Origin of the sequence: Mycobacterium sp. 1465703.0 (assembly GCF_001672975.1) — a bacterium.
Classification (GTDB): Bacteria; Actinomycetota; Actinomycetes; order Mycobacteriales; family Mycobacteriaceae; genus Mycobacterium.
Genome location: NZ_LZKU01000117.1, coordinates 1 through 25,329 on the forward strand (window position 1 = coordinate 1; position 25,329 = coordinate 25,329).

23 protein-coding genes and 2 pseudogenes are annotated in these 25,329 nt (G+C 66.8%); 11 read left to right on the plus strand and 14 right to left on the minus strand.

From position 1 onward, the window contains the following. Positions 1-35: 35 nt before the first annotated feature. The 7 genes and pseudogenes from A5625_RS10295 to A5625_RS10325 all read right to left on the minus strand — a co-directional run bounded on the left by A5625_RS10295 (position 36) and on the right by A5625_RS10325 (position 7,128). The gene (locus tag A5625_RS10295; protein ID WP_066992482.1) at positions 36-470 is read right to left on the minus strand and encodes a hypothetical protein; all 435 of its coding nucleotides are present in this window, start codon (positions 468-470) and stop codon (positions 36-38) included. Positions 471-543: 73 nt separating this feature from the next. Continuing rightward, on the minus strand, positions 544-1,017 hold the full coding sequence (locus A5625_RS10300) for an SRPBCC family protein (protein ID WP_066992486.1): 474 nt from the start codon (positions 1,015-1,017) through the stop codon (positions 544-546). A gap of 3 nt (positions 1,018-1,020) precedes the next feature. After that, entirely contained in the window at positions 1,021-1,209 is a 189-nt protein-coding gene (locus A5625_RS10305; RefSeq protein WP_066992489.1) for an antitoxin, read from the minus strand. Positions 1,210-1,274: 65 nt separating this feature from the next. After that, positions 1,275-3,660 (minus strand): annotated as a pseudogene (locus A5625_RS10310) (cation-translocating P-type ATPase). Next, the gene (locus A5625_RS10315; RefSeq protein WP_066992492.1) at positions 3,657-5,240 is read right to left on the minus strand and encodes a serine hydrolase; all 1,584 of its coding nucleotides are present in this window, start codon (positions 5,238-5,240) and stop codon (positions 3,657-3,659) included. The pseudogene A5625_RS10310 and the gene A5625_RS10315 overlap by 4 nt, the downstream one beginning before the upstream one ends. 41 nt (positions 5,241-5,281) lie before the next feature. Continuing rightward, positions 5,282-6,394: an MBL fold metallo-hydrolase gene (locus A5625_RS10320; RefSeq protein ID WP_156748106.1), complete on the minus strand. Its 1,113-nt coding sequence runs from the start codon at positions 6,392-6,394 to the stop codon at positions 5,282-5,284. A 2-nt stretch (positions 6,395-6,396) separates the two neighbouring features. Continuing rightward, the gene (locus A5625_RS10325) at positions 6,397-7,128 is read right to left on the minus strand and encodes an enoyl-CoA hydratase (RefSeq protein ID WP_066992498.1); all 732 of its coding nucleotides are present in this window, start codon (positions 7,126-7,128) and stop codon (positions 6,397-6,399) included. A gap of 27 nt (positions 7,129-7,155) precedes the next feature. Here A5625_RS10325 and A5625_RS10330 point away from each other — a divergent pair, with 27 nt between their 5' ends. The 3 genes from A5625_RS10330 to A5625_RS10340 all read left to right on the plus strand — a co-directional run bounded on the left by A5625_RS10330 (position 7,156) and on the right by A5625_RS10340 (position 10,828). After that, positions 7,156-8,649: a carboxyl transferase domain-containing protein gene (locus A5625_RS10330; protein WP_066992502.1), complete on the plus strand. Its 1,494-nt coding sequence runs from the start codon at positions 7,156-7,158 to the stop codon at positions 8,647-8,649. A gap of 118 nt (positions 8,650-8,767) precedes the next feature. Continuing rightward, positions 8,768-9,475, plus strand: coding sequence for a two-component system response regulator PrrA (gene prrA / locus A5625_RS10335; protein ID WP_156748107.1), 708 nt, complete (start codon positions 8,768-8,770; stop codon positions 9,473-9,475). A 15-nt stretch (positions 9,476-9,490) separates the two neighbouring features. Further along, positions 9,491-10,828 carry a sensor histidine kinase KdpD gene (locus A5625_RS10340; protein ID WP_066992506.1) on the plus strand — a complete coding sequence of 446 codons (1,338 nt, stop codon included), beginning with the start codon at positions 9,491-9,493 and terminating at the stop codon, positions 10,826-10,828. A gap of 4 nt (positions 10,829-10,832) precedes the next feature. Here A5625_RS10340 and A5625_RS10345 read toward each other — a convergent pair whose 3' ends face one another. From A5625_RS10345 to A5625_RS10350, 3 genes and pseudogenes are all read right to left on the minus strand, one after another. Beyond that, complete coding sequence (locus tag A5625_RS10345) at positions 10,833-11,312, minus strand: hypothetical protein (protein ID WP_066992509.1); 480 nt, start codon at positions 11,310-11,312, stop codon at positions 10,833-10,835. 29 nt (positions 11,313-11,341) lie between these two features. After that, positions 11,342-11,422, minus strand: a pseudogene (locus A5625_RS30075) (hypothetical protein); the annotation flags it as partial. A 12-nt stretch (positions 11,423-11,434) separates the two neighbouring features. Further along, positions 11,435-12,334 (minus strand): OmpA family protein, encoded by a 900-nt coding sequence (locus A5625_RS10350; RefSeq protein ID WP_232003583.1) that lies wholly within the window; start codon positions 12,332-12,334, stop codon positions 11,435-11,437. Between the two features lie 98 nt (positions 12,335-12,432). On the opposite strand from A5625_RS10350, the gene A5625_RS10355 reads away from it, so the two are divergent. Both A5625_RS10355 and A5625_RS10360 read left to right on the plus strand, forming a co-directional pair. Further along, on the plus strand, positions 12,433-12,696 hold the full coding sequence (locus tag A5625_RS10355; protein WP_066992516.1) for a DUF2630 family protein: 264 nt from the start codon (positions 12,433-12,435) through the stop codon (positions 12,694-12,696). Positions 12,697-12,722: 26 nt separating this feature from the next. After that, complete coding sequence (locus tag A5625_RS10360; RefSeq protein WP_066992519.1) at positions 12,723-14,285, plus strand: NAD(P)/FAD-dependent oxidoreductase; 1,563 nt, start codon at positions 12,723-12,725, stop codon at positions 14,283-14,285. 51 nt (positions 14,286-14,336) lie between these two features. Here the strand turns inward: A5625_RS10360 and A5625_RS10365 are convergent, their stop codons facing one another. Next, entirely contained in the window at positions 14,337-15,632 is a 1,296-nt protein-coding gene (locus A5625_RS10365; RefSeq protein ID WP_066992522.1) for a citrate synthase, read from the minus strand. A 158-nt stretch (positions 15,633-15,790) separates the two neighbouring features. Next, positions 15,791-16,453: a pyridoxamine 5'-phosphate oxidase gene (gene pdxH, locus A5625_RS10370; RefSeq protein WP_066992525.1), complete on the minus strand. Its 663-nt coding sequence runs from the start codon at positions 16,451-16,453 to the stop codon at positions 15,791-15,793. A 71-nt stretch (positions 16,454-16,524) separates the two neighbouring features. Between pdxH and A5625_RS10375 the strand changes: the two genes are divergently transcribed. The 4 genes from A5625_RS10375 to A5625_RS10390 all read left to right on the plus strand — a co-directional run bounded on the left by A5625_RS10375 (position 16,525) and on the right by A5625_RS10390 (position 20,234). Next, a complete protein-coding gene (locus A5625_RS10375) occupies positions 16,525-17,646 on the plus strand; it encodes a citrate synthase 2 (protein WP_066992529.1) in 1,122 nt (373 codons plus the stop codon). Positions 17,647-17,697: 51 nt separating this feature from the next. After that, positions 17,698-19,167: a serine/threonine-protein kinase gene (locus tag A5625_RS10380; protein WP_066992532.1), complete on the plus strand. Its 1,470-nt coding sequence runs from the start codon at positions 17,698-17,700 to the stop codon at positions 19,165-19,167. Continuing rightward, positions 19,164-19,679, plus strand: a complete 516-nt coding sequence (locus A5625_RS10385; RefSeq protein WP_066992536.1) for a hypothetical protein — start codon at positions 19,164-19,166, stop codon at positions 19,677-19,679. The genes A5625_RS10380 and A5625_RS10385 overlap by 4 nt, the downstream gene beginning before the upstream one ends. Positions 19,680-19,775: 96 nt before the next feature. Then, positions 19,776-20,234 carry a VOC family protein gene (locus A5625_RS10390; protein WP_066992539.1) on the plus strand — a complete coding sequence of 153 codons (459 nt, stop codon included), beginning with the start codon at positions 19,776-19,778 and terminating at the stop codon, positions 20,232-20,234. A 108-nt stretch (positions 20,235-20,342) separates the two neighbouring features. On the opposite strand, the gene A5625_RS10395 is transcribed toward A5625_RS10390, so the two are convergent. Then, complete coding sequence (locus A5625_RS10395) at positions 20,343-22,031, minus strand: FAD-dependent oxidoreductase (RefSeq protein WP_066992543.1); 1,689 nt, start codon at positions 22,029-22,031, stop codon at positions 20,343-20,345. Positions 22,032-22,038: 7 nt separating this feature from the next. Then, positions 22,039-23,064: a diiron oxygenase gene (locus A5625_RS10400; protein WP_066992546.1), complete on the minus strand. Its 1,026-nt coding sequence runs from the start codon at positions 23,062-23,064 to the stop codon at positions 22,039-22,041. A 244-nt stretch (positions 23,065-23,308) separates the two neighbouring features. On the opposite strand from A5625_RS10400, the gene serC reads away from it, so the two are divergent. Both serC and sepH read left to right on the plus strand, forming a co-directional pair. After that, positions 23,309-24,427, plus strand: coding sequence for a phosphoserine transaminase (gene serC, locus A5625_RS10405; RefSeq protein WP_066992595.1), 1,119 nt, complete (start codon positions 23,309-23,311; stop codon positions 24,425-24,427). Positions 24,428-24,549: 122 nt separating this feature from the next. After that, positions 24,550-25,320, plus strand: coding sequence for a septation protein SepH (gene sepH, locus A5625_RS10410; RefSeq protein WP_066992549.1), 771 nt, complete (start codon positions 24,550-24,552; stop codon positions 25,318-25,320). Positions 25,321-25,329 lie beyond the last annotated feature (9 nt).

Genomic DNA, 25,329 nt, shown 5'->3' on the forward strand with positions numbered 1-25,329 from the left:
CTCGGGGAAGCACGAGTTCCCGTCGGCCTGACGGTTCAGCGGCCGGACCGGCCGGATGCCAATGCGGCGATCACGGCCACCATTGAGCACGCCACCGCACCGACCGCGGCGCCCGCCCCGACGTACAGGCCGTATTCGGCCGACACCGGCGGGCTGACGTTGAGCTTGTAGTACCACACCGTCAGCGCCACGATCAGCGATGAAATCAACAGTGCGCCAACAGAAGCAAGCTTCACCGACAGACCGCGGCCCATCATCGCGCCGACCACCAACAGCGTGGAGGCCAACAGCACGATGAGCTGACCCGCGCCGAACCCCCGGGGCAGTTCCAAATTGCCGTGAGCGCCGCCGATTGCGTTGGCCCAGCCCCCGCCGTTCACGGTCGTCCTCAGCCACGGCAACCACGCGCTGGCCGACACCACCACGGCGAAAAACGCCACCAGCCAGCCGGGGCGCAGTCGGCGACTCATGGTAGCGAGATTAACTGACTGCGACTCCGATCCGGGTGAGCGAGCAGAGGACACCGCCGCTTAACGCCGGCGGTCAGCGGTGGACCCCGCTGTCGCCGTTCGTGGTCGGGTCAGCTTTGGTGAACACGGTGACGAAGTTCTCCAGCGATTGGTTGATGTCGCCGCGCAGGGCCGCGGCGACGATCACGCCGATGGGGCCGAATAGCGCCGGGCCGCCTAGGTGCACGTCGAAGCTGACCACCGAGCCGTCGTCCTTGGGCGCGACCTTGGCCATCAGCTTGACCTTCACACCGCCGACGCCATCGCCGTTGAGCGTCATGCCCTCTGGCGGCTTGTAGCGCACCACCGTCCATTTGATCCGGTTGTACATGCCCTTGACCTCGACGATCGATTCGACGACCGTGCCCTTTTCGATGTCGTCGGGCAAGGTGCTGCGCCACACCCGGTGAATGGTCAGCCAGTCCCTATACCGGGACAGGTCGGAGGCATGCTGCCAGGCCACCTCGGGTGGCAGCGGGACATCGATAGATCCGGAAAGCTTCGCCATCGCTCAGTTCTGCTGGTCGCCGGTGTCCGCGGCACCGGTGGCCTTCTTGGCCTGTTGCTGCACCTGGTGGATGGTGTCGGTGTACTTGCCCTGCGTCTTGGCGTCGACGAACTCGCCGGCCTTGTCGATCGCCATCTCGACTTTGTCGGCGTTCTGCGACAACAGATCCTTGGCCTTATCCAGGAAACCCATGCGCCCTCCCTTTTCCCGGCATCGTACTTGCCCGGCGACAGCTTGCTGGCAGGGTGTTCGGCGCCTCAGCGCCATACCTGCGGCTGCACACCCAGCAGTCTGGCCCGGATCCACCATGAGGCCTCGATCGCGGCGGCGCCCAGCACACCGACCCCCAGGGCGGTCGAGGTCACCGCGACATTGGACGGGTCCAGCAGGAACGCCTTGCGCGCCAGCGGGAGGCTGAAGATCACCACATAAGCCAGGCCCGAGACGATTACCAGCGCCACCCGCCACCACTGGTAGGGACGGGCCACCACCGCCAGTACCCACAGCGCCGTCATCAGCAAGGTGATCAGGGCCGCAGTCGACGCCTGATCCTGTTGGACGAAGCTGGCGTGCCGACCGTGATAGGCCAACAGGTAGGAGGCGAACGTCGCCGACCCGACGATCAGCCCGGATGGCAGCGCGGAGGAGAGCACCCGGCGCACGAAGCCCGAGTGGGCGCGTTCGTTGTTGGGCGCCAGGGACAGAATGAACGACGGTATCCCGATGGTGAACCAGGCCGCGATGGTGACGTGGATGGGCTGGAACGGATACAACAGGGGGTCGGCCTTCAGTGGTTTGGAAAGCAGGCATTCGATGCCCACCAGCAACGCCAGCAGCACCGAGTACACCGTTTTGGTCAAAAACAGGTTGGCGACGCGCTCGATGTTGCCGATCACCCGCCGCCCCTCACCGACGACGTATGGCAGTGTGGCAAAGCTGTTGTCCAGCAGGACGATCTGCGCAACGGCGCGAGACGCCGGGCTGCCGGCGCCCATCGCGACGCCGATATCGGCGTCCTTGAGCGCCAGCACGTCGTTGACGCCGTCGCCGGTCATCGCGACGGCGTGTCCGTGTGATTGCAGGGCGCGCACGATGGCGCGCTTCTGGTCCGGCCGCACCCGGCCGAAGGTGGTGTGGGCGTCCAGTGCATCGGCCAATTGCGCGGGCTCTGACGGCAGTCGGCGCGCGTCCATCGTCTCCCCGTGCAGACCGAGCTTGCCGGCCACAGCGCCGACCGAGACCGCGTTGTCCCCGGACAACACCTTGACCGAAACACCTTGATCAGCAAAGTAATCCAACGTTTCACGGGCGTCGGGGCGCACCTTTTGCTCGAGCACCACCAGCGCGACCGGAGTGACTCGGCCCGGTGCGCTCGGGTGATCGACGGCGACGTCACCGGCGCCTACCAGCAGCACCCGCAATCCCTGCGCGCCAATCCGCTCGGCCTGTTCGGCGGCCGCCGAGCCCGGCTCGAGCAACACGTCCGGCGCCCCCATCACCCAGTTGCCGTGGTCCGCGAACGACACACCGCTCCATTTGGTGGCCGATTTGAAAGGTGCTGTCGCCGTGGCGGTCCAGCCGGGCGGCTCGGGATAGGCCTCGGCGATCGCCTGCATGCTGGCGTTGGGTCGCGGATCAGCCGCGGCCAGACGCCAGCACAGCGGCGATCCGCTCACGCTCCCCCGACTCGCCGAGTTCGTCCACGGTCGCGACCCGCATGCCGCTCTCGGTCAGGGTGCCCGTCTTGTCCGCGCAGACCACGTCGACCCGTGCCAGCCCTTCGATGGCGGGCAGCTCCTGCACCAGGCAGCGCCGCTGACCGAGCCGGACCACCCCGACCGCGAACGCGACCGAAGTCAGCAACACCAGTCCTTCGGGAACCATCGGCACCAGTGCGCCGACCGTGCGGAGCACGGCCTGCCGCCAGTCCGCCCGCGTGGTGAACAGCTGGGTGTAGATGGTGAGCAGTCCGGCGGGTATCAACAGGTAGGTGATGAACTGCAGGATGCGGTTGATACCGTTGCGCAGTTCGGATTTCACCAAGGTGAACTTGCTGGCCTCCTCGGCGAGCTTGGTCGCATAGGCGTCCGGTCCGACCTTGGTAGCGCGGTAGGCGCCGCCGCCCGCGACGACGAAACTGCCCGACATCACCGGGTCGCCGACGGCCTTGGCGATCGGGTCGGCCTCACCGGTGAGTAGCGACTCGTCGACTTCCAGGTTCGCCTCTTCGACGATTTCGCCGTCGACGACGATCCGATCACCGGGGCCCAGTTCGATGATGTCGTCGAGCACCACCTCATCGGGCGGCACCGCCCGGGTACCGGATTGCCTGCGCACCAAGGGCTTCGCTTGCCCGACGATCGCCAGCTTATCCAGCGTCTGCTTGGCCCGGATCTCCTGAACCATGCCGACGACGCTGTTCGCGATGATCAACAGGCCGAACATGCCGTTGATCACCGAGCCCGTCGCGAGCACGATCAGCAGCAAAACCCCCAGGATCGCGTTGATCCGGGTGAAGACATTGGCCCGCACGATATCGGTGATGCTTCGGGTGGCACGTTCCCGCACCGCGTTGGTCTTGCCGTCGGAAACCCGCTGCGCGACTTCGGCGTCGGTGAGCCCGGAGGTAGCGGCGAGAGTCATCGGGTGAAGGTTCCCAGCTTGTTCGAGTCGTAGTACTCCAAGTTCAGCGTGTTGGCCGCGAAAACAGCCTTGGAAACCGTTCCGGGCGGGGCGTTTTCGTCGGCCAACGGGAAGGTGAAGGTGTCACCGTCCCAATGGTTGAGGGTGACCGTCCGGTTTTTCGGGCCCATCGCCAGTTGCAGCACGCCGTCGCGTTCGGTCACGATCGCCGGACCCCAGTAGTCGCTGGCGTAGCTGCCGGCATAGTCGCTGAGCGGTCGGGCCGGGGCGGGGTTGGCCGGGGGCTGCTTGCCGACCAGCGAACCCACCGGGTTGTTCAGCCAGCCGATCGCTTGCTTGTACATGGGTCCCCAATCCTCGCGGATTTGCCCGTACCGGACCAGGTCCATGAATTCGGCGGTCAGCGTCTCCGGGATGCCGTAAGGCGCGGCGTTGGTCAGCGCGATGATGGCCACATCCTCGGCCGGCATCACCACGAAGTTGGTCGCCGCCCCCAAATCGAAAGCACCGGAATGGCTGTACTCGGTGCGGCCCGAGGAATCGACCGAGGAGTTGAAGCCGTAACCGTAAAAACCGGTGCGCGCCTTCGGCGTCTTCGCGGGCGACGACACCATCTGCGGGCTGGTGGCGGGCAGCAAGGCTTCCGGCGACGCGATCCGCCGGCCGTTATGAGTTCCGTTGCCCAACAACATCAATAGCCAGCGGGCCATGTCATTCACCGATGAACTCACCCCGCCTGCCGGTGACTGCGGATCCGGGTCCCGCTGAAAACGAGCCTGCCACTTGTCATCGACCTTGATGTGGTTGACCGCATGGTTGGGCCGGGCGATGAAGTCGGCGAAGCGCGAGCTGGTCGAGGCCATTCCCAGCGGGCGGTAGAGCACGTCGCCGGACAGGTCCTCCCATGATTTGCCCGCGGCGGCCGCCACCGCCTCGGCAGCGGCGGTGATCCCATAGTTGGTGTAGGCGTAGCTGATTCGGAAGGGGTCAAGTGGCAGGTACTTGAGCCGCTGCAGCGTTTGCCGCCGGTCGTAGCCCAGGTCTTCGAGTTTGTCACCGGCGTGATCGGGCAGCCCCGAGCGATGTGAATACAGATCGCCGACGGTGACATGGCTGGTGACGTAGGGATCGCTCAGTGTGAACCACGGCAGCTTGGACGCGACGGGCGTGTCCCATGCGACGACGTTGTCGCTGACTTCGTGCGCGACCACTGTCGCGCCCACCGACTTGGACACCGAGGCCAACTGGAAGACGGTGTCGGCGTCCACCTTGTTGTCCTGGGCCTGCCCCTTGCTCACGTCTTTGGTGCCGAAACCTTTGGCGTACAATACTTTTCCGTCGTGGACGATGGCTACGGCCATCCCCGGGATGCCGGTGCTTTTCATCAGGTCATCGACAAGCCCGTCGACCTTCGCGACGGCCTCGTCGATGCGGCCGGCGGGAATCGTCACGCCGGAGGCCTGGTTGGGCGCGACGTCGGACGGTGTGGACGGCGGCCCGGCTATCGGCTGCGCGGAGCCGCATCCGGTCAGCCCGAGCAGCACCGCGGTGAAGGCAGTCGCGGCCGCACGTTTGGTCATGCCGCGAACCCTAACGCGGTGAGGATGGCCGCAGCGTGAATCTACAGCTGCCACCACGGGTCGGATTTTCCCGGCTCGGTGGGATCGAGGCGTTGGCCGGGCAGTGGCACCGCCACATTCACCTGCTCGGGCGCCGCTGCGGCGAGCAGGCGCTCAACCGGTTCCGCCCACGGGTGCGGGGCCAACCGGAAAGTGCCCCAATGGATCGGCACCAGCAGTCCGCCGTCGGTAACGTCCAGATGCGCCCGCACCGCCTCCTCGGGGTTCATGTGAACGTCCGGCCACGCCGTGTTGTAGGCCCCGATGGGCAACAGGGTCAGGTCAAACGGCCCGTGATCGGCGCCGATCTGCGCGAAGCTCTTGGTGTAGCCGGTGTCGCCGCCGAAGTACGCGCGGTGCGTCGGGCCGATGAACGCCCACGACGCCCACAGCGTGGTGTTGCGATCCAGGAAACGTCCCGAGAAATGCCGTGCCGGTACGCAAACCATGGTCAGCTCGTCGACCTTGGTGCTCTGATGCCAGTCCAGCTCGATGATGCGGTGCTCGGGTATCCCCCACCTGCGCAGGTGGGCGCCGATGCCGAGCGGCACGACGAACGGGGCCCGCTGGGTGTGGGCCAACGCCACGACCGTGTCGATGTCGAGGTGGTCGTAGTGGTCATGGCTGATCACCACCGCGTCGACGGCGGGCAGCGCTTCGAGTTGAACCGGCGGCGGATGCAGCCGCTGCGGCCCGACCACGTCCGACGGTGAGCAGCGGTTGCTCCACACCGGATCGGTGAGCACCCGGTAACCGTCGATCTCCAGCAGCGCCGTGGAATGGCCGAACCAGCTGACGGCCAGCCGGCTGGGGTCAGCGTCGAGGATGCCCGGCGGCGCCAGCGGGATCGGCCCCTTGGGCCGGCTGCCACCCCGGTTCCCGATCAGCTCCCACGCCACCAGCCGCAGTTGCTCGCGGTCCATCGTGATGCCGGACCCGGGTTCGAGGTTGACGAAGGCGCCGTCGCGGTAGTGCGGCGATCCCGCCGTCACCGCCGCGATCGCAGCGGGGTGGGCGCCGAGGGCGTCCGGCGCGCCGTGCAGCGCCCGCACCAGCCAACCACCGGCCGCAAGCGACGCCGTGCCGGCGACCAGCCGTAGCGTCCCCCGCATGATCGTCAGGCCCCCTGGAACTTCGGCGGCCGCTTCTCGATCCGGGCGACCTGCGCCTCGACCACGTCTTGGCTGCTCCAGGCTTTGTCGAAGAGTTCCTTGTGCACCGGCCCGGCTTCTTCGATGGCGCCGTCGTCGTTGAGCACCCGCTTGGCGTGCTGAATCGCGAGCGGAGCCAGCCCGGCGATCTCGGCCGCCCAGGCCTGCGCGTCGGCGAGCGTCCCGATGCGGTTGGCCATCCCGGTCTGTAGCGCCACCTCGGCGGTCAGCTTCTCCGCCGTGAGCAGCATCGCCCGGGCCCGGCCGTGGCCGACCAGCGAGGACAACCGCCGGATACTCCAGTTATCTAGCGCCAGACCATATTTCGAGGTCGGGAATTGAAAGAACGCGTCCGGTGCCACCACCCGCAGATCGCATTGCATGGCCAGCTGTAGGCCGGCGCCGATGGCCGGACCGTTGATGGCGCCGATCACCGGTATCAGCGTGGCGTCGAGCACCTTGTGCAGCTCGATGAGCCGGTCGGGGTAGTCGGCGGCAAAGGCGTCCCCGCTCAGATCCGCGCCGGCGCAGAACACCGTGCCCTGACCGGTCAACACGATCGCGCGGGTGGAGCCGTCGCCCGCCTTCAGCACGGCCTCGCGCAGCTCCTCGACGAGCTGAGAGTTCAAGGCGTTGCGGCGCTCGGGGCGCTGCAGCTCGATGGTCATGACTGCTTCGGCCTGGGTAACACCGATCATGGCAGCCACCCTATATAGCCTCGTCACGTGAGTCCTATCACGGCTGGTCAACTACGCGATGCGGTGCTGGACGAAAATTCCTTCATCCGCTGGGACAGCGAACCGCTCGCCGTGCCGGTCAACGCGTCCTACGCGCAAGAACTAGCCGACGCCAGGGCCGCGACGGGTCTGGACGAATCGGTGCTGACCGGCGAGGGGCGCATCTTCGGCCGGCGGGTCGCGGTGGTGGTGTGCGAGTTCGGCTTCCTGGGCGGGTCGATCGGGGTGGCCGCGGCCGAACGGATCACCGCGGCGGTGCAGCGGGCGACCGCCGAGGGGCTGCCGCTGCTGGCCTCGCCGAGCTCCGGCGGCACCCGGATGCAGGAGGGCACCGTCGCGTTTCTGCAGATGGTGAAGATCGCCGCGGCCGTCCGGCTGCACAAACAGGCGCACCTGCCTTACCTGGTCTATCTGCGCAACCCGACCACCGGCGGGGTTTTTGCGTCCTGGGGTTCGCTGGGCCATGTCACGGTCGCGGAACCGGGCGCGCTGATCGGCTTCCTCGGCCCGCGGGTATACCAGCTGCTCTACGGCGAGCCCTTCCCCGAGGGCGTCCAGAGCGCGGAGAACCTGCAGCGGCACGGAGTGATCGACGGCGTCATCCCGCTCGGCGAACTGCGCCGGACGCTGGATCGCGCCCTGACCGTGATCGCCGATCCTCCCCAGCCGCTGCCCGCGCCGGACCCCGACGAACCGATACCTGACGTCGCGACGTGGGACTCCGTGGTGGCGTCGCGGCGGCCGGATCGGCCGGGTGTGGGGCTGTTGCTGCGGCACGGCGCCACCGAGCCGGTGCTGCTGTCGGGCACCGGCCAGGGAGAGGCGGCGACCACGGTATTGGCGCTGGCCCGATTCGCCGGCCAGCCGGTGGTGGTGCTTGGCCAGCAGCGACTGACGGGCGGGGTCGAAAAGGGCGGGGTGGGCCCCGCGTCGCTGCGCGAGGCCCGCCGCGGCATGGCGCTGGCCGCCGAGTTGCGCCTGCCGCTGGTGCTGGTGATCGATACCGCGGGGCCGGCCCTGTCCGCCGAAGCCGAACAGGGCGGGCTGGCCGGGCAGATCGCCCAGAGTCTGGCCGAGCTGGTGACGCTCGATACGCCGACGGTGTCGGTGCTGCTCGGGCAGGGCAGCGGCGGGCCGGCCCTGGCGATGGTGCCCGCCGATCGGGTGCTGGCCGCGTTGCACGGCTGGCTGGCGCCGCTGCCGCCGGAGGGGGCCAGCGCGATCGTTTTCCGCGACACCGATCACGCCGCCGAACTCGCTGCGGCACAAGGCATCCGGTCAGCGGATCTGCTGGCATCGGGCATCGTCGACGCGATCGTGCCCGAGCATCCCGATGCCGCCGACGAGCCGGTCGAGTTCGTCCAGCGATTGTCAAAAGCCATCGCCACCGAGGTGCAGGCCCTGCGCGAGCTCCCGTCCGAGGAGCGGCTGGCCGCCCGATTGCAGCGCTACCGCAACATCGGTGTGCCGCGCGACAGGTAGACCACGCACCAGAAACGCCGACGCGGGCGTGCGTCGTTTACCTCTCGGCGCGGGTGATGCGGCCGCCGACGCCGCGAGGCCTCGCGCCTCCCGCAGCCACGGTGGACAATCAGGCAAAATGGGCGGCATGGACACTGGTAGCTCACCGCGGGTCTTGGTCGTCGATGACGATTCAGATGTGCTCGCGTCTCTCGAACGCGGTCTGCGGCTGTCCGGATTCGAGGTGTCGACGGCGGTCGACGGCGCCGAGGCGTTGCGCAGCGCAACCGAGACGCGCCCGGATGCGATCGTGCTCGACATCAACATGCCCGTGCTGGACGGCGTCAGCGTCGTCACCGCGCTGCGGGCCATGGACAACGACGTCCCGGTCTGTGTGCTGTCCGCCCGCAGCTCGGTGGACGACCGGGTGGCCGGCCTGGAGGCCGGCGCCGACGACTACCTGGTCAAGCCCTTCGTGCTGGCCGAGCTGGTGGCCCGGGTGAAAGCGCTGCTGCGCCGCCGTGGTGCGACTGCGACGTCGTCGTCGGAAACCATCACGGTCGGGCCGCTGGAAGTCGACATTCCGGGCCGGCGCGCCAGGGTCAATGGCGCGGACGTCGACCTGACCAAGCGGGAATTCGACCTACTGGCGGTGCTGGCCGAACACAAGACCGCGGTGTTGTCCCGCGCGCAGCTACTCGAGCTGGTGTGGGGCTATGACTTCGCCGCCGACACCAATGTCGTCGACGTCTTCATCGGATATCTGCGCCGCAAGCTGGAGGCCAACGGCGGCCCCCGGCTGCTGCACACAGTGCGCGGAGTGGGATTCGTACTGCGCATGCAGTAACCAGGTCGAGCGGCCATGAAGTTCTTGTCCCGGATTCTGACCCGTACGCCGTCGCTACGGGCCCGGGTAGCGGTCGCGACGGCCATCGGCACCGCGATCGTGGTGGTGATCGCGGGAGCGGTCGTGTGGTTCGGCATCACCAGCGCCTGGACCGAACGTTTGGATCGCCGCCTTGACGAGGCGGCCGGTTTCGCCATCCCCTTCCTGCCCCGTGGCCTCGAGGACATCCCGCGGACCCCCAACGATCAGGACACCGTGATCACGGTCCGCCGCGACGGGCAGGTCAAGTCCAACTCGCACGTCATCCTGCCGCAGCTGGATGTGGGCTACGCCGACACCTACATCAACGGGGTGCGCTATCGAGTACGAACCCTGGAGGCCCGCACCCCGCAGCCGACGATGGTGGCGGTGGGTGCTACCTACGACGACACGATCGCACAGACCAACAACCTGCACCGCCGGGTCATCCTGATTTGCGGGCTCTCGATCGGAGCGGCTGCGGTATTCGCCTGGCTGCTGGCCGCTTTCGCGGTACGACCGTTCAAACGACTGGCCCAGCAAGCCCGCTCCATCGACGCCGACGAGCGGCCGCAGGTGGCGGTGCGCGGCGCCAGCGAGGCCGTCGAGATCGCCGAGGCCATGCGCGGCATGCTGCAGCGCATCTGGACTGAACAGGACCGGACCAAGGATGCGCTGGCGTCCGCCCGCGACTTCGCCGCGGTTTCGTCGCACGAACTGCGCACGCCACTGACTGCGATGCGCACCAACCTCGAAGTGTTATCCACCCTGGACATGACCGACGAGCAACGCAAAGAGGTGCTCGCCGACGTCATCCGCACCCAGTCGCGGATCGAGGCCACGTTGACCGCCCTCGAGCGGTTGGCCCAGGGCGAACTGTCGACGGCTGACGATCACGTGCCCGTCGACATCACCGAACTGCTCGACCGCGCCGCCCACGACGCCACCCGGATCTACCCCGGGCTCGACGTGTCCCTGGTGCACTCACCCACCTGCATCATCGTCGGGCTGCCGGCCGGGTTGCGCCTGACCGTCGACAACGCGATCGCCAATGCCGTCAAGCATGGCGGCGCCACCAAGGTCCAACTGTCTGCGGTCAGCTCGCGCGCCGGCGTCGAGATCGCCATCGACGACAACGGCAGGGGCGTGCCCGAGGATGAGCGCCAGGTGGTGTTCGACCGGTTTTCCCGCGGATCGACGGCCTCGCACTCCGGGTCGGGCCTGGGTTTGGCACTGGTGGCCCAACAAGCCCAGCTGCACGGCGGGACGGCTTCGTTGGAGAACAGTGCACTGGGCGGCGCGCGGCTGGTGCTGCGGCTGCCGGGCCCCAGCTAGCGCTCTACCGCCGCCGCGGATTGTCCGGGCTGTCGCTCCATGGCGCGAAACCGGCTTGCTGCGCGGCCTTCTCGTCTGCGAACCAGACCTGCGCGGTCGTCCGATCGTAGGCCGGATCGTCGGGTGTGAAGTAAAGCTTGCTGCCTGCAAGGGCTTTGACCAGATATCCGGCCGGTCCGCCACCGTCGGATGCGGCGTCGGCGGAGCCCGGACCATAGGGCGCCGGCCCCCACACCGGGAGCTTGGCCGTCGGCGACTCTTTGGCGACCGGGATCCTGGTGGTCCGCCGCTCGGTGACCGGGATTTGGGTGGTGCGTCGCTCGGTGATGGGAATCGCGGTGGTGGCGGGCTCGGACGTCGGCCGCCCGTCCGGCGACTTCGCTACCGGCACTTGGTGTTTGACAGGCGTCATCATCAGGGTGAGGGTCAGTACCAAGCCCAGCCCGAAGGACAGGGCGCACAGCCACCAGTGCACGTGGCTCATCGCCGCGCGCCGTTGTTCGGGCGGTGCAGCAGCGTGGCGATCACCCAGGCAACCGCCGACCCGGCGACAAAGGCGAGCAGGTACCATAACCACTCGATGACGAAGTCCACGTCGAAAGCTCCTTAGCTGATTACGATTTCGACCCGGCGATTTTGGGCCCGACCGCCGTCCGTGCCGTTAGGCGCGATCGGGTAGGCCGACCCGAAACCCGTGGCGGTCAACCGGTCGCCGGCCACCCCGTGGGCTTGCAGGAAGCCGGCGACGGTTTGAGCGCGCTCTTCGCTCAACGGAACATTCAGACTGGTATTGCCGGTGCTGTCGGCGTAGCCGTTGATGGCCGCGTGCGCATTCGGGCATGCCTTGAGTTTCTCGGCGACCCGAGCCAGAACCTGTTCGTCGGAGGCGGTCAGACTATCGATATTCGATTCGAAGGTGAGCGCACCGTCGGTCAAGGTGTTGATCGCCGATTGCAGATTGGCGCACGCGGCATTGGGCGATGGAGATGCTGCGGGCGCGTTAAAGGCAACGTTGTCAACAACATTCAGGTTCGACCAGATGCGCTTGGCATCGGTGTTGAGGGTGTTCTTCTGATCGGGCGATGCCGCGGTGCCCGCCAAGGTGATGGTGTCCCCGCTGACCGTGAGGGTGAAATCGGCGATCGACGCGCTGTCGGAGAATACCGGCATGGCCTTGGCGAAATCGAGTGCGTCGACGGCGGGGTTGATGCGGATCTGGTCGACGATGTTGACACCGGGGCCCAGTGCTCCGTTAAGCACCTTCAGCAACGCCGCTTTGGCGGGCTCATCGGGGAAGTCTCCAGTCAGGGTGAGGGTGTTGCCGTTACGAACCATGGAGAACGCCGCCAATGAAAGCTTCGGCGCAGCAGAGGGCGCCGACGAAGCAGGACCGAGCCGGCCTGCGGACTCAGATCGTAGCGAGACTCCGTAACCGATCGCGGCTATCAGCAGCGGGATCACCACCACGGCGATCAGCCAGGGCAGACCGGGCCGTTTGACGCCCACGACGGCCTCCCTCAGGTCGTTCGCCCACGCTGGTCCGCGTGCCAGGCGATCTGCAGCCTACCGATTCATCCCTCGGGTGGGTCCGGCACACTGGAGCGATGGCCAACGGCAGTAAACCGACCGACAACGAGACCCTGGCGGTCATTCGCCAGCTGGTCGCCGAGGAGAAGGCGCTGCGATCCCAGCTGCAGCGCGGTGACATCGACACGTCGGAAGAACAGGACCGCCTTCGGCGGGTGGAGGTCGAACTCGACCAGTGCTGGGATCTGCTGCGGCAGCGCCGGGCGCTACGCGAGAGCGGTGGTGACCCGCGAGCGGCGGAGGTGCGTCCACCCGACGAGGTCGAGGGCTACCTGAGCTGAGCGACCAAGCAGGCCAAGCCGACGCACTGGACGTCATAGTCATCGGTGGCGGGCACAACGGCCTGGTCGCCGCCGGCTACCTGGCCCGTGCGGGCCTGCGGGTGCGCCTGCTGGAGCGGCTGGACCAAGTCGGCGGCGCGGCCGTCTCGGCGCAAGCTTTCGACGGTGTCGGCGTTCGGGTATCGCGTTACTCCTATCTGGTCAGCTTGCTGCCGCCGCGCATCGTCAAGGACCTGGGTGCCGAGGTGCGGTTGGCGCGGCGGCCGTTTTCGTCGTACACACCCGACCCGGCGTGCGGCGGCCGCAGCGGGCTGTTGATCGGGTCGCCCGCAGCTGACTCCATCCCCTTCGCGGCGATAGGAGCCGCCGGGGATGCGCAGGGGTTCGCCGACTTCTACCGGCGCTGCCGGCTGGTGACCGAACGACTGTGGCCGACCCTGCTCGAACCGCTGCGCACCCGGCAGGGCGCCCGCCGGCACGTGGTAGAAGGAGGCGATCGCGGCGCGGAGGCCGCGTGGCGGGCCATGATCGACGAACCGATCGGGCACGCCATCACCGACGCGGTCAGCAATGACGTGGTTCGCGGGGTGATGGCGACCGACGCACTCATCGGCACATTCGCCCGTCTCGATGAGCCGTCGCTGACGCAAAATGTCTGCTTCTTGTATCACGTGCTCGGCGGGGGCACCGGCGACTGGGACGTCCCGATTGGCGGCATGGGCGCACTGACCACCGCCCTGGCCGCGGCGGCTGTCCGTCACGGCGCCGAAATATCTACTGGCGCAGAGGTTTACGCCGTCGACCCGAGCGGCGAGGTCCGCTATCGCACCGGCGAGCAGGAACTCCTGATTCGGGCCCGGTTCGTTCTGGCCGGCGTCACACCGACGGTGCTGGCCGGGCTGCTGGGCGAAGAACCGTCACCGGCGGCCGCCGGCGCACAGGTCAAGGTGAACATGGTGCTGGCACGGCTGCCCAGGCTGCGCGACCACGGTGTCACACCCCAGCAGGCATTCGCCGGGACATTTCACGTCAACGAGACGTGGACACAACTGAATACGGCCTACGCGCGGGCAGCCTCGGGTCAGGTTCCGAATCCGTTGCCGTGCGAGGCCTATTGCCATTCGCTGACCGATCCCAGCATCCTGTCCCCCGAGTTGCGCGACTCGGGCGCCCACACGATGACGGTGTTCGGCTTACACACCCCACACTGGCTGTTCGGCCGCGCTGACTCCGATACGCTGCGCGGCCGGCTGAGCGACGACGTGCTGACATCGCTGAATTCTGTTCTGGCCGAACCGATTCAAGACGTGTTGCTGAACGATGCGCTTGGCCGGCCGTGTATCGAGACGACGACCACGCTGGATCTGGAGCGGACCTTGCGGATGAGCGGCGGCAACATCTTCCACGGCGGCCTGTCGTGGCCGTTCGCCGAGGACGACGACCCGCTGGACACCCCGGCGCGGCGATGGGGGGTGGCCACCGCGCATGAGCGGATCATGCTGTGCGGGTCGGGCACTCAACGCGGCGGGGCGGTATCGGGCATCGGCGGGCACAACGCCGCGATGGCGGTGCTGGCGTCGCTGGGTTAGATGGTGGCGACCCGGTTCGCCCGGCTACGCCGCGCTCCCGATCGCCACTGGTTAGCGCGCGTCGATGGTGACGTAGTCACGCTCGGTGTAGCCGGTGTAGATCTGGCGCGGGCGGCCGATCTTGCTGTCGCCCTCGTCGTGCATCTCCCGCCAGTGCGCGATCCAGCCGGGCAGCCGGCCGAGGGCAAACAGCACGGTGAACATCCGGGTTGGGAAGCCGAGCGCCCGGTAGATCAAGCCGGTGTAGAAGTCGACGTTGGGGTAAAGCTTGCGCTCGACGAAGTAGTCGTCGGTCAGCGCCGCCTCTTCGAGTTCCTTGGCGATGCTCAGCAGGTCGTCGTCGCCGCCGAGCTTGGCCAGGATCTTGTCGGCCTGCTCCTTGACGATGCGGGCGCGCGGGTCGTAGTTCTTGTAGACCCGGTGGCCGAAGCCCATCAGCTTCACGCCTTCTTCGCGGTTCTTGACCTTGCGGACGAAGTCGCTGACGTCGTCGTCGCTCTGGCGGATCTTCTCCAGCATTTCCAGCACGGCCTGGTTGGCGCCGCCGTGCAGCGGCCCCCACAGCGCGTTGATGCCACCGGAGATAGAGGTGAACAGGTTGGCCTGCGACGACCCCACCAGCCGGACCGTCGACGTCGAACAGTTCTGTTCGTGGTCGGCGTGCAGGATGAGCAGCATGTCCAGCGCCCGAACGATTTCGGGGTCCGCCTCATAGGGCTCGGCGGGCAGCCCGAACGTCATCCGCAGGAAGTTCTCCACCAGCGTCAGTGAGTTGTCCGGGTAGAGGAACGGCTGGCCGACGGACTTCTTGTAGGCGTAGGCCGCGATGGTCGGCAGCTTGGCCAGCAACCGGATCGTCGACAGCTCGACGTCCTCGCTGTCCATCGGGTCGAGCGAATCGGGGTAGTAGGCCGAGAGCGCGTTGACGGCACTGGACAACACCGGCATCGGGTGCGCGTTGCGCGGGAAGCCGTCGAAGAACCGCTTCAGGTCCTCGTGCAGCATGGTGTGCAGCTGGATCCGCTTGGTGAAGTCGGCCAGCTGTTCCTTGTTCGGCAGTTCGCCGTAGATCAACAGGTAGCTCACTTCGATGAAGGTCGACTTCTCGGCGAGCTGTTCGATCGGGATGCCGCGGTAGCGCAGGATGCCGGCGTCGCCGTCGATGTAGGTGATGGAGCTCTTGCACGAGGCGGTGTTGACGAAGCCGTTGTCGAACGTGGTGTAGCCGGTCTTGGACAACAGCGAGCCCAGCGCAATGCCGTCAGCGCCGTCGGTGGCGTTGACGATCTCCAGGTCGGTTTCACCGCCCGGGTACTTCAAAGTGGCGGTGTCGTCGGTGTCTGCCACGAGAACCCCTTTGCGCTCTGGCTGATATGGCTGCTGACTTGGTGCTTACTGCAAAAGGTAGTCGTTATGAGGATGAGGCGCCCGTCCGGGGTCGGGTCCGCTGGTCACGCCCGCGATCGATCCCCTCATGCCGGTGCGCGGCGTGCATCATCAGCGGGTTAGGGCTGCAGGCGCTGCACCCGATCTCCGGTGATCCGGATGCGGTTATGCAATCGGTTTTCCCGGCCCTGCCAAAATTCCACCAGCTCCGGCGCGATGAGATAGCCGCCCCAACCGGGCGGCACCGGAACCTGGTCGCGGTCGGCGAAGCGGGCGGTCACCTCGCCCAGCTGATCGAGCAGGGCCGCGCGTGAGGCGATCGGTTGCGATTGGTGCGACGCCCAGGCGCCCAGTTGCGACCCGCGCGGCCGTTTGGACCAGTAGTCCTCGGTGGCCTGCGCGGTGACCTTGCGCACCGCGCCACGAATGTGGACCTGACGGCCGAGCTGGTACCAGGGAAACGTCGCCGAGGCGTATGGCGTCGCCGCAAGGTCGTCGCCCTTGGCCGAGTCATAGTTGGTGAAAAAAGTGATCCCTGTCTCGTCCACGCTCTTGCACAACACCGATCGGCTCGCCGGCCTGCCGTCCGCGGTCACGGTAGCCAGCACGAATGCATTGGGCTCGGCAACGCCCGACCGTTCGGCGTCGTCAATCCATTTGCGCAACAACGAAACCCAGCCCTCGTCGAGCCAATCCGCGTCAAGATCTGGACTGCCGTCTTTTTCCACTGACCCGTACTCCACACGCATTCTCTGCAGGTGCTCGTCGTCTGGTCCTGCCATCGCGCCAACGGTACCGGCGCTTGCTACCAGCCGGTAGCGTCGGCCCGATCAGGGGGTGCGAGAATTTTCCCATGACTGTGGTACCCGAAGACTTTGTCCCCGGCCTCGAGGGCGTGGTCGCCTTCACCACCGAAATTGCCGAACCGGATAAAGACGGCGGTGCGCTGCGCTATCGCGGTGTCGATATCGAAGACCTGGTGACTCAGCAGGTCACCTTCGGCGACGTGTGGGCGCTGCTGGTCGACGGCAAGTTCGGCCGCGGCCTGCCGCCCGCCGAGCCGTTCCCGCTGCCCATCCACACCGGCGACGTGCGCGTCGACGTGCAGGCCGGCCTGGCGATGCTGGCCCCGATCTGGGGGTACAAGCCGCTCCTGGACACCGACGACTCGACCGCCCGCGATCAACTGGCCCGGGCATCGGTGATGGCACTTTCCTACGTCGCGCAGTCGGCGCGGGGCATCTACCAGCCGGCGGTCCCGCAGCGGGTGATTGACGAATGCGCAACGGTCACTGCCCGTTTCATGACGCGATGGCAGGGTGAGCCGGACCCGCGGCACGTCGAAGCGATTGACGCCTACTGGGTCTCGGCCGCCGAGCACGGCATGAACGCCTCGACCTTCACCGCGCGGGTGATCGCCTCGACCGGCGCCGACGTGGCGGCGGCCTTGTCCGGGGCAATCGGTGCGATGAGCGGGCCGCTGCACGGCGGGGCGCCGGCACGGGTGCTGCCGATGATCGAAGAGGTCGAGCGCACCGGCGACGCGCGTGGCCTGGTGAAGAAGATCCTGGACAGCGGCGACAAGCTGATGGGATTCGGACACCGGGTCTACCGGGCGGAGGACCCGCGGGCGCGGGTGCTGCGCGCTACCGCCGAAAGGCTGGGCGCGCCGCGCCACGAGGTCGCCGTCGCGTTGGAGCAGGCCGCCCTGGCCGAGTTGCGCGAACGCCGCCCGGACCGGGCCATCGAGACCAACGTCGAGTTCTGGGCCGCGGTGATCCTGGACTTCGCCCGCGTACCGGCCAACATGATGCCGGCGATGTTCACCTGTGGACGCACCGCGGGTTGGTGCGCCCACATCCTCGAGCAGAAGCGGCTGGGCAAGCTGGTCCGTCCGTCGGCCATCTACGTGGGGCCCGGCCCCCGCAAGCCAGAAGCCGTCGAGGGCTGGGACCGCAGTCTGACCAACGCCTGAGCCATTCACTCGGCGCCACCTTCTTTGCCGGTCACTCAGTAAGATTGCTCCATGACCTTGAGGGATGGTGCCGAGTTTGCCGGCTACACCATTCAGGGGCTACTGGGCTCGGGCGCGACGGCTGACGTCTACGTGGCGCGGCACCCCCGGTTGCCGCGGCTGGACGCGCTCAAGATCTTGTCCGCGTCGTTGACCGATGATGCCGGTTTTCGGGAACGTTTTGAGCGGGACGCGGACCTGGCCGCCGCGCTGCGACACCCCAATATCGTTGCCATACACGACCGTGGCGAATTTGACGGCCAGCTATGGATCGCCATGGACTACGTGCAGGGCACCGACGCCGGGCGCCTGTTGCGCGAACACCACACCCACGGCATGGCCGCGCGCGAGGTCTTCGAGATCGTCACGGCCGTCGCGGACGCGCTCGACCACGGTCACCGGCGCGGAATGCTGCACCGCGATATCAAACCCGAAAACATTCTGCTTAGCACATCCGATACGGAACCACGACGAATTCTATTGTCGGACTTCGGTATAGCCCGCAAAGTCGACGACATCAACGCATTTGCGACTTCCGGCACGGCGGGCGCGGCCAGTTACGCGGCGCCAGAACAGCTGATGGGTGGTGCACTTGACGGGCGGGCCGATCAATACTCGTTGGCCGCCACGGCGTTTCACCTACTGACTGGCGCCGCTCCCTTCGCGGACACCAGCCCGACAGCAGTCATCACCAACGATCTCACTGCACCGCCACCGCTGCTGGCACAGCGGCGCCCCGACCTGGCGCCGCTGGACCCCGTGCTGTCGAAAGCGATGAGCAAGGATCCCGCTCGACGGTTTTCACGCTGCTCCGACTTTGCCCAGGCCCTCGGCGAGGCGGTCAGCGCCGCTGCCGTGCAATGGAACCCGCCGGCCGCGCCATGGCCGGTGGCCACGGCAGCGATGGGCGCACCGCCGATCCAGACGGCCGGCCCTTGGCCCGCGATGCCTTCGATGACGCCCTACCCGTCAGCGGCACCGGAACCCAGACCAAGAACGCTCACCTCGGTGCTGGTGCCGCTGGTCCTCACGATGCTGTTGCTGTGCTCCGGCGCATTCGCGACGGCGCAGGTCTTGCGGCCGCGTCCACAACCGTCGACCGCCGCTCCGCAGTGGCAGCCGTACGTCGACTACGCCAAACAATTCGCGGGCTGGCTCACCAACCTGAGCTCAAAATCCGCCGACAGCGACATCCAGCGCATCGTCGACGGATCGATCGGCGAATTCCACAACGATTTTCTGACGAGACGCGAAGACTTCACCAAAACAGTCGTGGATTCCGAAGTATCGGCCCAAGGGATCGTGAACGCCGCGGCACTTGAGTCGATCAGCGGAACCAAAGCGCAGGTCCTGGTGGCCGCGACGGCAAAAATCACCAAAAGCAACGGCGCGGCGCAAGACTCGCGAAACTGGCGGCTGGCGATGCGCGTCGAAAAAGTCGGTGACACCTACAAGGTGTCCAAGGTCGAGTTCGTGACATGAGATCAGTTTTGACAGGGCGCATCGTCTGGTGGGCGACCGTCGTTGTCCTCGCCGTCTCTGCGGTGGGCATCGACGCGCTCGGCGCCTGGGAGATGCATCTGAAAAAGGAACAACCACCGCCGGTCGCGGATCGCCTCTCCGAGCGCCAAGCGGCAACGCAGACCGCGAGCGCAGGAACGGTGAAGGTGTTGAGTTATTCACCGGACACACTCGAACAGGACTTCAACGCCGCCAGTGCGATGCTGACCGGCGATTTCCGCAACTACTACCGACAGTTCACCAGCCAGGTCGTTGCCCCTAACGCGCGGCAGAAGCGGCTGACCACCACCGCCACCGTTCAGCGCTCCGGGGTTCAGAGCCTGGCCACCAACGCCGCGACGATCCTCGTCTTCGTCTCACAGACGACGAGCTCCCCAGAACAGTCCGGCCCGACGACCACGACCAGCTCGGTGAGTGTCGGCCTCGCCAAGGTCAACGGGACCTGGCTGATCAACAGCTTCAACCCGGTGTGACGAATTTTCTTCGAACCGAGGCGGTGAGAATTGCCGCGATGCCCGGTCAATATTGGTGATCCCTCACGGGCGAATACGACAGCAAGGAGAACCAGCATGGCGATCAACATCGAACCGGCACTGTCCCCACACCTGGTGGTGGACGACGCCGCTGCGGCTATCGACTTCTACGTCAAGGCCTTTGGCGCCCAGGAGATAGGGCGTGTGCCGCGCCCCGACGGCAAACTGGTGCACGCCGCGGTGCGCATCAACGGCTTCACCGTGATGCTCAACGACGACTTCCCGGAGGTATGCGGCGGCAAGTCGATGACGCCGACGTCGCTGGGCGGCACCCCGGTCACGATCCACCTGACCGTCACCGACGTCGACGCCAGCTTCCAGCGGGCGCTGGATGCCGGTGCCACCGTGGTGGCCCCGCTGGAAGATCAGTTCTGGGGTGACCGCTACGGCATGGTCGCCGACCCGTTCGGCCACCACTGGTCGCTGGGGCAGCCCGTCCGCGAGGTCAGCATGGACGAGATCACCGCGGCCATGTCCGGCCAGGGAGCCGGCTAGTGGCGATCGCGAGCGCGGCGCAGCCGGGCGACGCGGGTCGCCACCATCCGGACTAGTGGCGATCGCGAGCGCGGCGCAGCCGGGCGACGCGGGTCGCCACCATCGGGACTAGCCGAGCAGCCGATCCAGCAGCCGGCGTCGCGGTGGCGGCGCCGGCTCTGCGGCGGCCGCCGCCGTGAGCATGGCGGCCACGTCGGTGAACTTGTTGCGGGGCCGGCCCTCGTCGCTGCCGCGCGCGATTTCGGCGGCGTCGATGGCGCGCCATCCCGCCGCGTCGATCACGTCAGGCTGACGGGCGCGCACCAGGCTGGCCAGCGCCTCGGGTTTGGCCAGCGGATCGGTCAGCTTGCCGGCGTTGAAATCGGCGACCAAGGCCTGCACGGTCTGCAACGAGCACGACTTGTTGGTGCCGATGAACCCGCTGGGCCCCCGCTTGATCCAACCCGCGACGTAGGCGCCGGGCACCGGTGCAGCGGAGGCGGGGTCGATGACGCGGCCCCCGTCGTTCGGTACCACGGCCGACGATTCGTCATAGGGCAGATCGCGAATCGGCTTGCCGCGGTAGCCAATCGACGTCAGTACCAGGCCCGTTTCCAGAACGAACGTCTCGTCCGTGCCGGTGACCGCGAACTCCATACCGGTGGTGCGCCGGTCCCCCAGCACCCGATTCGGGGTGAGCCGATACGCCAGCCTGATTCGCGGGCGGTCCGACGGCGCCGAGTCGTTGCCGAGCGTGCTCAAAATTTCCAGCTTGCGGATGGTCAGCGCATCCGAAGCGGTCGCGAGATCGGCCGCCACCAACTCATGGTCGGCCGCGCTGAGCACCACCTCCGACGCGCCGGTGAGCCCGATCAACTCGGGCAGCGTGAACGCCGACTGGGCGGGGCCGCGGCGGGCGGCGATCACCACCTCGCGCACCGCCGAAGTCCGGAACGCCGCCAGCGCATGGTCGGCGATGTCGGTGCGGGCCAGATCCTCGGGATCCGAGGTGAGCAACCGGGCTACATCGAGGGCGACGTTTCCGTTGCCGACGATCACCACCCGCTCGTGGCTCAGATCGACTGGCAGATCGGCGAAGTCGGGATGCCCATTGATCCACGCGACCAACTCGGTTGCGGTGCCCGTCCCCGGCAACCCCATGCCCTCGATGTCGAGGCGACGGTCATCCGGCGCGCCGACGGCGTAGAGCACGGCGTGGTGGTGAGCCAGCAGGTCGGCGTGGCTGAGCTGCTCGCCGACCTCGACGTTGAGGTAGAACCGGAACCGGCGATCACCGGCGACCCTGTCGAAAAGCCGGGTGACCTTCTTGGTGTTCTGGTGATCGGGCGCCACTCCGGCGCGCACCAAACCGTATGGGGTAGGCAGCTTCTCGAAGACGTTGACGCGCACGTCATGCTGAGTGAGCAGTTCGTCGGCCGCATACATCGCGGCCGGCCCCGATCCCACGATGGCGACCGTCAGCGGCTTACCACGGGCACGCACCTGCGCGGCCGGAATCACCGGAGCCAGCTTCGAAGTCGGCGGCAACTTCTCGTCCTTCGGCCGGTCCGGATAGAAGGACGCGTTGATCTCGATGAACGGCAGCTGCTTGGAGTCCAGCCGAGTGTCGGGCGCAATCGCGCCCACCGGGCACGCGCTCACGCAGGCACCACAGTCCACGCACGCCACCGGATCGATGTAGAGCATCTCCGAGGTGGCGAAGCCGGGCTCATCCGGTGTCGGGTGAATGCAATTCACCGGGCACGCGAAAACACAGGACCCGTCGTTACAGCACGACTGGGTAATGACGTGCGGCATAAAACCTCTAGGCCGCCGGAACCGCGTCCAGGTGCTGGCGCTGCGGCTCGCTGCGGTAACGCGACGGCTTGCCGTTGATCTTGCACAGCCGCCACATCAACCGTGCCGAGCGCGTCTCCATCAGGCCGGTGTCGTAGGCCAGCATCCGGACATCACCGAACATGTCACTGAGCCACTTTCGTGATTCCGGCGACCGGAAGAACAGTTCCTTCTTGACCTCACGCGGGATGTCGAACTCGCGCCAGAACGCCTTGGGCGGCACCACGATTGCGCGACATAGCGCCTTCATGGTCAGCGGTAGGTACAGCGCCGTCCAGAACTGCTGCCTCTTGGTCAATTCCGGCACCCGCTTGCGCAGGAACTCGTGGGCGAACGAGATGTGACGGGCTTCCTCGGCCACGTGAATGGCCATCACCCGCTCCATAATGGGGTGCAGCGACTTGCCTTCGCGCAGAACGTTTTTCTGCGTGTGGTCAATCGGCTCCTCGCCGGCGAGCACGCCGATGAAGAACGCCACCGGCAACGGGCCGGCCACCAGCGGAACCAACGGCGAGAGCCACTTGAGAATTCGCGGCATGCCCGGCACGTCGGCGCCGATGCGGTTGACCATCTCCTGGAACATCATGGTGTGGTTGCACTCTTCAACCGACTCGTGCAAACAGTATCGGTATTCCGGCGAACCGTTGGGCACCCAGAACGTGTAGTTCATCAGGCCCCGGATCAAGATGGATTCGAAGTGCAGACCGACCTTGGCCACGTTGGCCTGGCGCCACATCCCGATCTTGATCTTGCGCTCGTCTGACTGCGCCAGATACCAGGGATGGCGACCCAGTGGATCGGTGCTGGGCAGGATCCACCGCGGATCGTTCTCCGTGACAGCGAATTCTGGTGATTCCCAATCGATGTCGGTGTACGGATTGAAGTTGCGCCGCACCGACCCTTCGGACAGTGTGGCAAGCATGTTGACGTATTCGGCGTCGTCGCGCACTTCCATGTTGCTTCGCCAACGCCGGACCAATCGCGTCCTAGCCATATCCAGGCCTCCCCAACGAGGTTTACATTTGGACGTGCTATGTCCAGACAGTACCGCAGGTACCGGATATTTCCTAGGTCCTCCCCGGCACTGTGACCTGACCAGTGGTCATGGATTTTCTATGCCCTGGATCACACGAGACGAAACTCTGTGAGGGTCCGAACAGGCCTTTTGCCTGAACCACCGGGGTCCGCAGTCGGGCCTCCGCACCGCCCGGTCAGGCCGGCTCACTACCCTGATGAGCATGGCTGACCAGCTCGAGATCCCCGCTGACATCAAACCCCGCGACGGCCGGTTCGGGTGCGGCCCGTCCAAGGTCCGTCCCGAACAGCTGCAGGCGTTGACGACGACGGCCGCGCCGTTGTTCGGTACCTCGCACCGGCAGGCACCCGTCAAGAATCTGGTTGGACGGCTGCGGTCCGGGCTGGCCGATCTGTTTTCCGTGCCCGACGGCTATGAGGTCATTCTGGGCAACGGCGGCGCGACGGCGTTCTGGGATGCCGCGGCCTTCGGCTTGATCGACAAGCGGTCCTTGCATTTGTCCTTCGGCGAATTCAGCTCGAAGTTCGCCAGCGCGGTCGCCAAGAATCCCTTCGTCGGCGATCCGATCGTCATCAAGTCGGACACGGGCACCGCCCCCGAGCCGCAGGGCGACCCCTCGGTGGACGTAATCGCCTGGGCCCACAACGAGACCTCGACCGGCGTCGCGGTGCCCATCCGCCGGCCCGCGGACTCCGGTGACGCGCTGATCGTCATCGACGCGACCTCCGGCGCCGGCGGGCTGCCGGTCGACATCGCCGAGACCGACGCCTACTACTTCTCTCCGCAGAAGAATTTCGCCAGCGACGGCGGCCTGTGGCTGGCCGTCATGAGCCCCGCCGCGCTGGCCCGAGTCGAGTCGGTCGCCGCCTCCGGCCGCTGGGTCCCCGACTTCCTGTCGCTGCCCATCGCGGTGGAGAACAGCCTGAAGGACCAGACCTACAACACCCCGGCGGTCGGCACCCTGGCGTTGATGGCCGAGCAGGTCGACTGGTTGCTAAGCAACGGCGGACTGGAGTGGGCCGTCAAGCGGACGGCGGACTCGTCGAGCCGGCTGTACTCCTGGGCCGAGGAGCGGCCCTACACCACGCCATTCGTCACCGATGCCAAGCTGCGCTCGCAGGTGGTGGGCACCATCGACTTCACCGACGAGGTCGATGCCGCGGCCGTGGCAAAGACCCTGCGGGCGAACGGTGTCGTCGACACCGAGCCGTACCGCAAACTCGGCCGCAATCAGCTACGGGTGGGGATGTTCCCGGCGGTGGATCCCGATGACGTCAGCGCGCTGACCCAATGCATCGACTGGGTCGTCGAGCGCCTTTAACCGACTGGCAATCAGCAGGCAACCGTACCGCGTGTCAGCACAGGTGACGGGCGGTTGCTGGACTACAGTGCGCACGTGACGGGTCCGTCGCTGACCTGCACGGAGCCTGCGAGGAGAAGACCATGCGGGAACTCAAAGTGGTTGGGCTGGATGCCGACAGCAAATACGTCATCTGCGAGGATGGCGACTCCGCAGAGCAGTTCAAGCTAGCGGCCGACGACCGCCTGCGAGCTCTGCTGCGCGACGCAGCCCTGTCCTCTGAGCAACCGCAGCTCGAGATTGAAGTCACCAACATGCTGAGTCCCAAAGAAATTCAGGCCAAGATCCGCGCGGGCGCGTCCGTGGAGCAGGTTGCTGCGGCATCCGGTTCGGAGGTGTCGCGGATCCGCCGCTTTGCCCACCCGGTGCTGTTGGAACGGTTCCGCGCCGCGGAGCTGGCAACCGCCGCACACCCGATGCTGGCCGACGGCCCCGCCGTGCTGACGCTGCTGGAGACGGTCAGCGCAGCCTTGGTCACCCGGGGCCTCAGCCACGACAAGCTCAGCTGGGACGCCTGGCGCAACGAGGACAACCGCTGGACGGTGCAGCTCGCCTGGAAGGTCGGACGTTCCGACAACCTCGCGCATTTCTCCTTCTCCCCCGGCGCCCACGGCGGAACGGTCACCGCGATCGATGACGCGGCCAGCGCGCTGATCGACCCCAACTTCGAACGTCCGCTACGGCCGGTGGCCCGGGTCGCCCACGTCGACTTCGAAGAGCCGGCGAGGCCGCCGGTCGCCGAGACGCCAATCGCCGAGCCGGACGAAAAGCCCGTACACACCCGCCGCGGCAAGCCGGTCATCCCGGCGTGGGAAGACGTGTTGCTCGGCGTGCGCTCCGGCGGGCAGCGCTAGGCCGACGGT

What these genes read in the sequence shown, in the direction of transcription:
- serC (WP_066992595.1), top strand. Translation starts at nt 23,309, where the DNA reads ATGGCTGACCAGCTCGAGATCCCCGCTGACATCAAACCCCGCGACGGC.
- A5625_RS10295 (WP_066992482.1), bottom strand. Translation starts at nt 470, where the DNA reads ATGAGTCGCCGACTGCGCCCCGGCTGGCTGGTGGCGTTTTTCGCCGTG.
- A5625_RS10325 (WP_066992498.1), bottom strand. Translation starts at nt 7,128, where the DNA reads ATGATCGGTGTTACCCAGGCCGAAGCAGTCATGACCATCGAGCTGCAG.
- A5625_RS10300 (WP_066992486.1), bottom strand. Translation starts at nt 1,017, where the DNA reads ATGGCGAAGCTTTCCGGATCTATCGATGTCCCGCTGCCACCCGAGGTG.
- A5625_RS10385 (WP_066992536.1), top strand. Translation starts at nt 19,164, where the DNA reads ATGAGATCAGTTTTGACAGGGCGCATCGTCTGGTGGGCGACCGTCGTT.
- prrA (WP_156748107.1), top strand. Translation starts at nt 8,768, where the DNA reads ATGGGCGGCATGGACACTGGTAGCTCACCGCGGGTCTTGGTCGTCGAT.
- A5625_RS10340 (WP_066992506.1), top strand. Translation starts at nt 9,491, where the DNA reads ATGAAGTTCTTGTCCCGGATTCTGACCCGTACGCCGTCGCTACGGGCC.
- A5625_RS10345 (WP_066992509.1), bottom strand. Translation starts at nt 11,312, where the DNA reads ATGAGCCACGTGCACTGGTGGCTGTGCGCCCTGTCCTTCGGGCTGGGC.
- A5625_RS10355 (WP_066992516.1), top strand. Translation starts at nt 12,433, where the DNA reads ATGGCCAACGGCAGTAAACCGACCGACAACGAGACCCTGGCGGTCATT.
- pdxH (WP_066992525.1), bottom strand. Translation starts at nt 16,453, where the DNA reads ATGGCAGGACCAGACGACGAGCACCTGCAGAGAATGCGTGTGGAGTAC.
- A5625_RS10315 (WP_066992492.1), bottom strand. Translation starts at nt 5,240, where the DNA reads ATGACCAAACGTGCGGCCGCGACTGCCTTCACCGCGGTGCTGCTCGGG.
- A5625_RS10400 (WP_066992546.1), bottom strand. Translation starts at nt 23,064, where the DNA reads ATGGCTAGGACGCGATTGGTCCGGCGTTGGCGAAGCAACATGGAAGTG.
- A5625_RS10395 (WP_066992543.1), bottom strand. Translation starts at nt 22,031, where the DNA reads ATGCCGCACGTCATTACCCAGTCGTGCTGTAACGACGGGTCCTGTGTT.
- A5625_RS10380 (WP_066992532.1), top strand. Translation starts at nt 17,698, where the DNA reads ATGACCTTGAGGGATGGTGCCGAGTTTGCCGGCTACACCATTCAGGGG.
- A5625_RS10305 (WP_066992489.1), bottom strand. Translation starts at nt 1,209, where the DNA reads ATGGGTTTCCTGGATAAGGCCAAGGATCTGTTGTCGCAGAACGCCGAC.
- A5625_RS10375 (WP_066992529.1), top strand. Translation starts at nt 16,525, where the DNA reads ATGACTGTGGTACCCGAAGACTTTGTCCCCGGCCTCGAGGGCGTGGTC.
- A5625_RS10390 (WP_066992539.1), top strand. Translation starts at nt 19,776, where the DNA reads ATGGCGATCAACATCGAACCGGCACTGTCCCCACACCTGGTGGTGGAC.
- sepH (WP_066992549.1), top strand. Translation starts at nt 24,550, where the DNA reads ATGCGGGAACTCAAAGTGGTTGGGCTGGATGCCGACAGCAAATACGTC.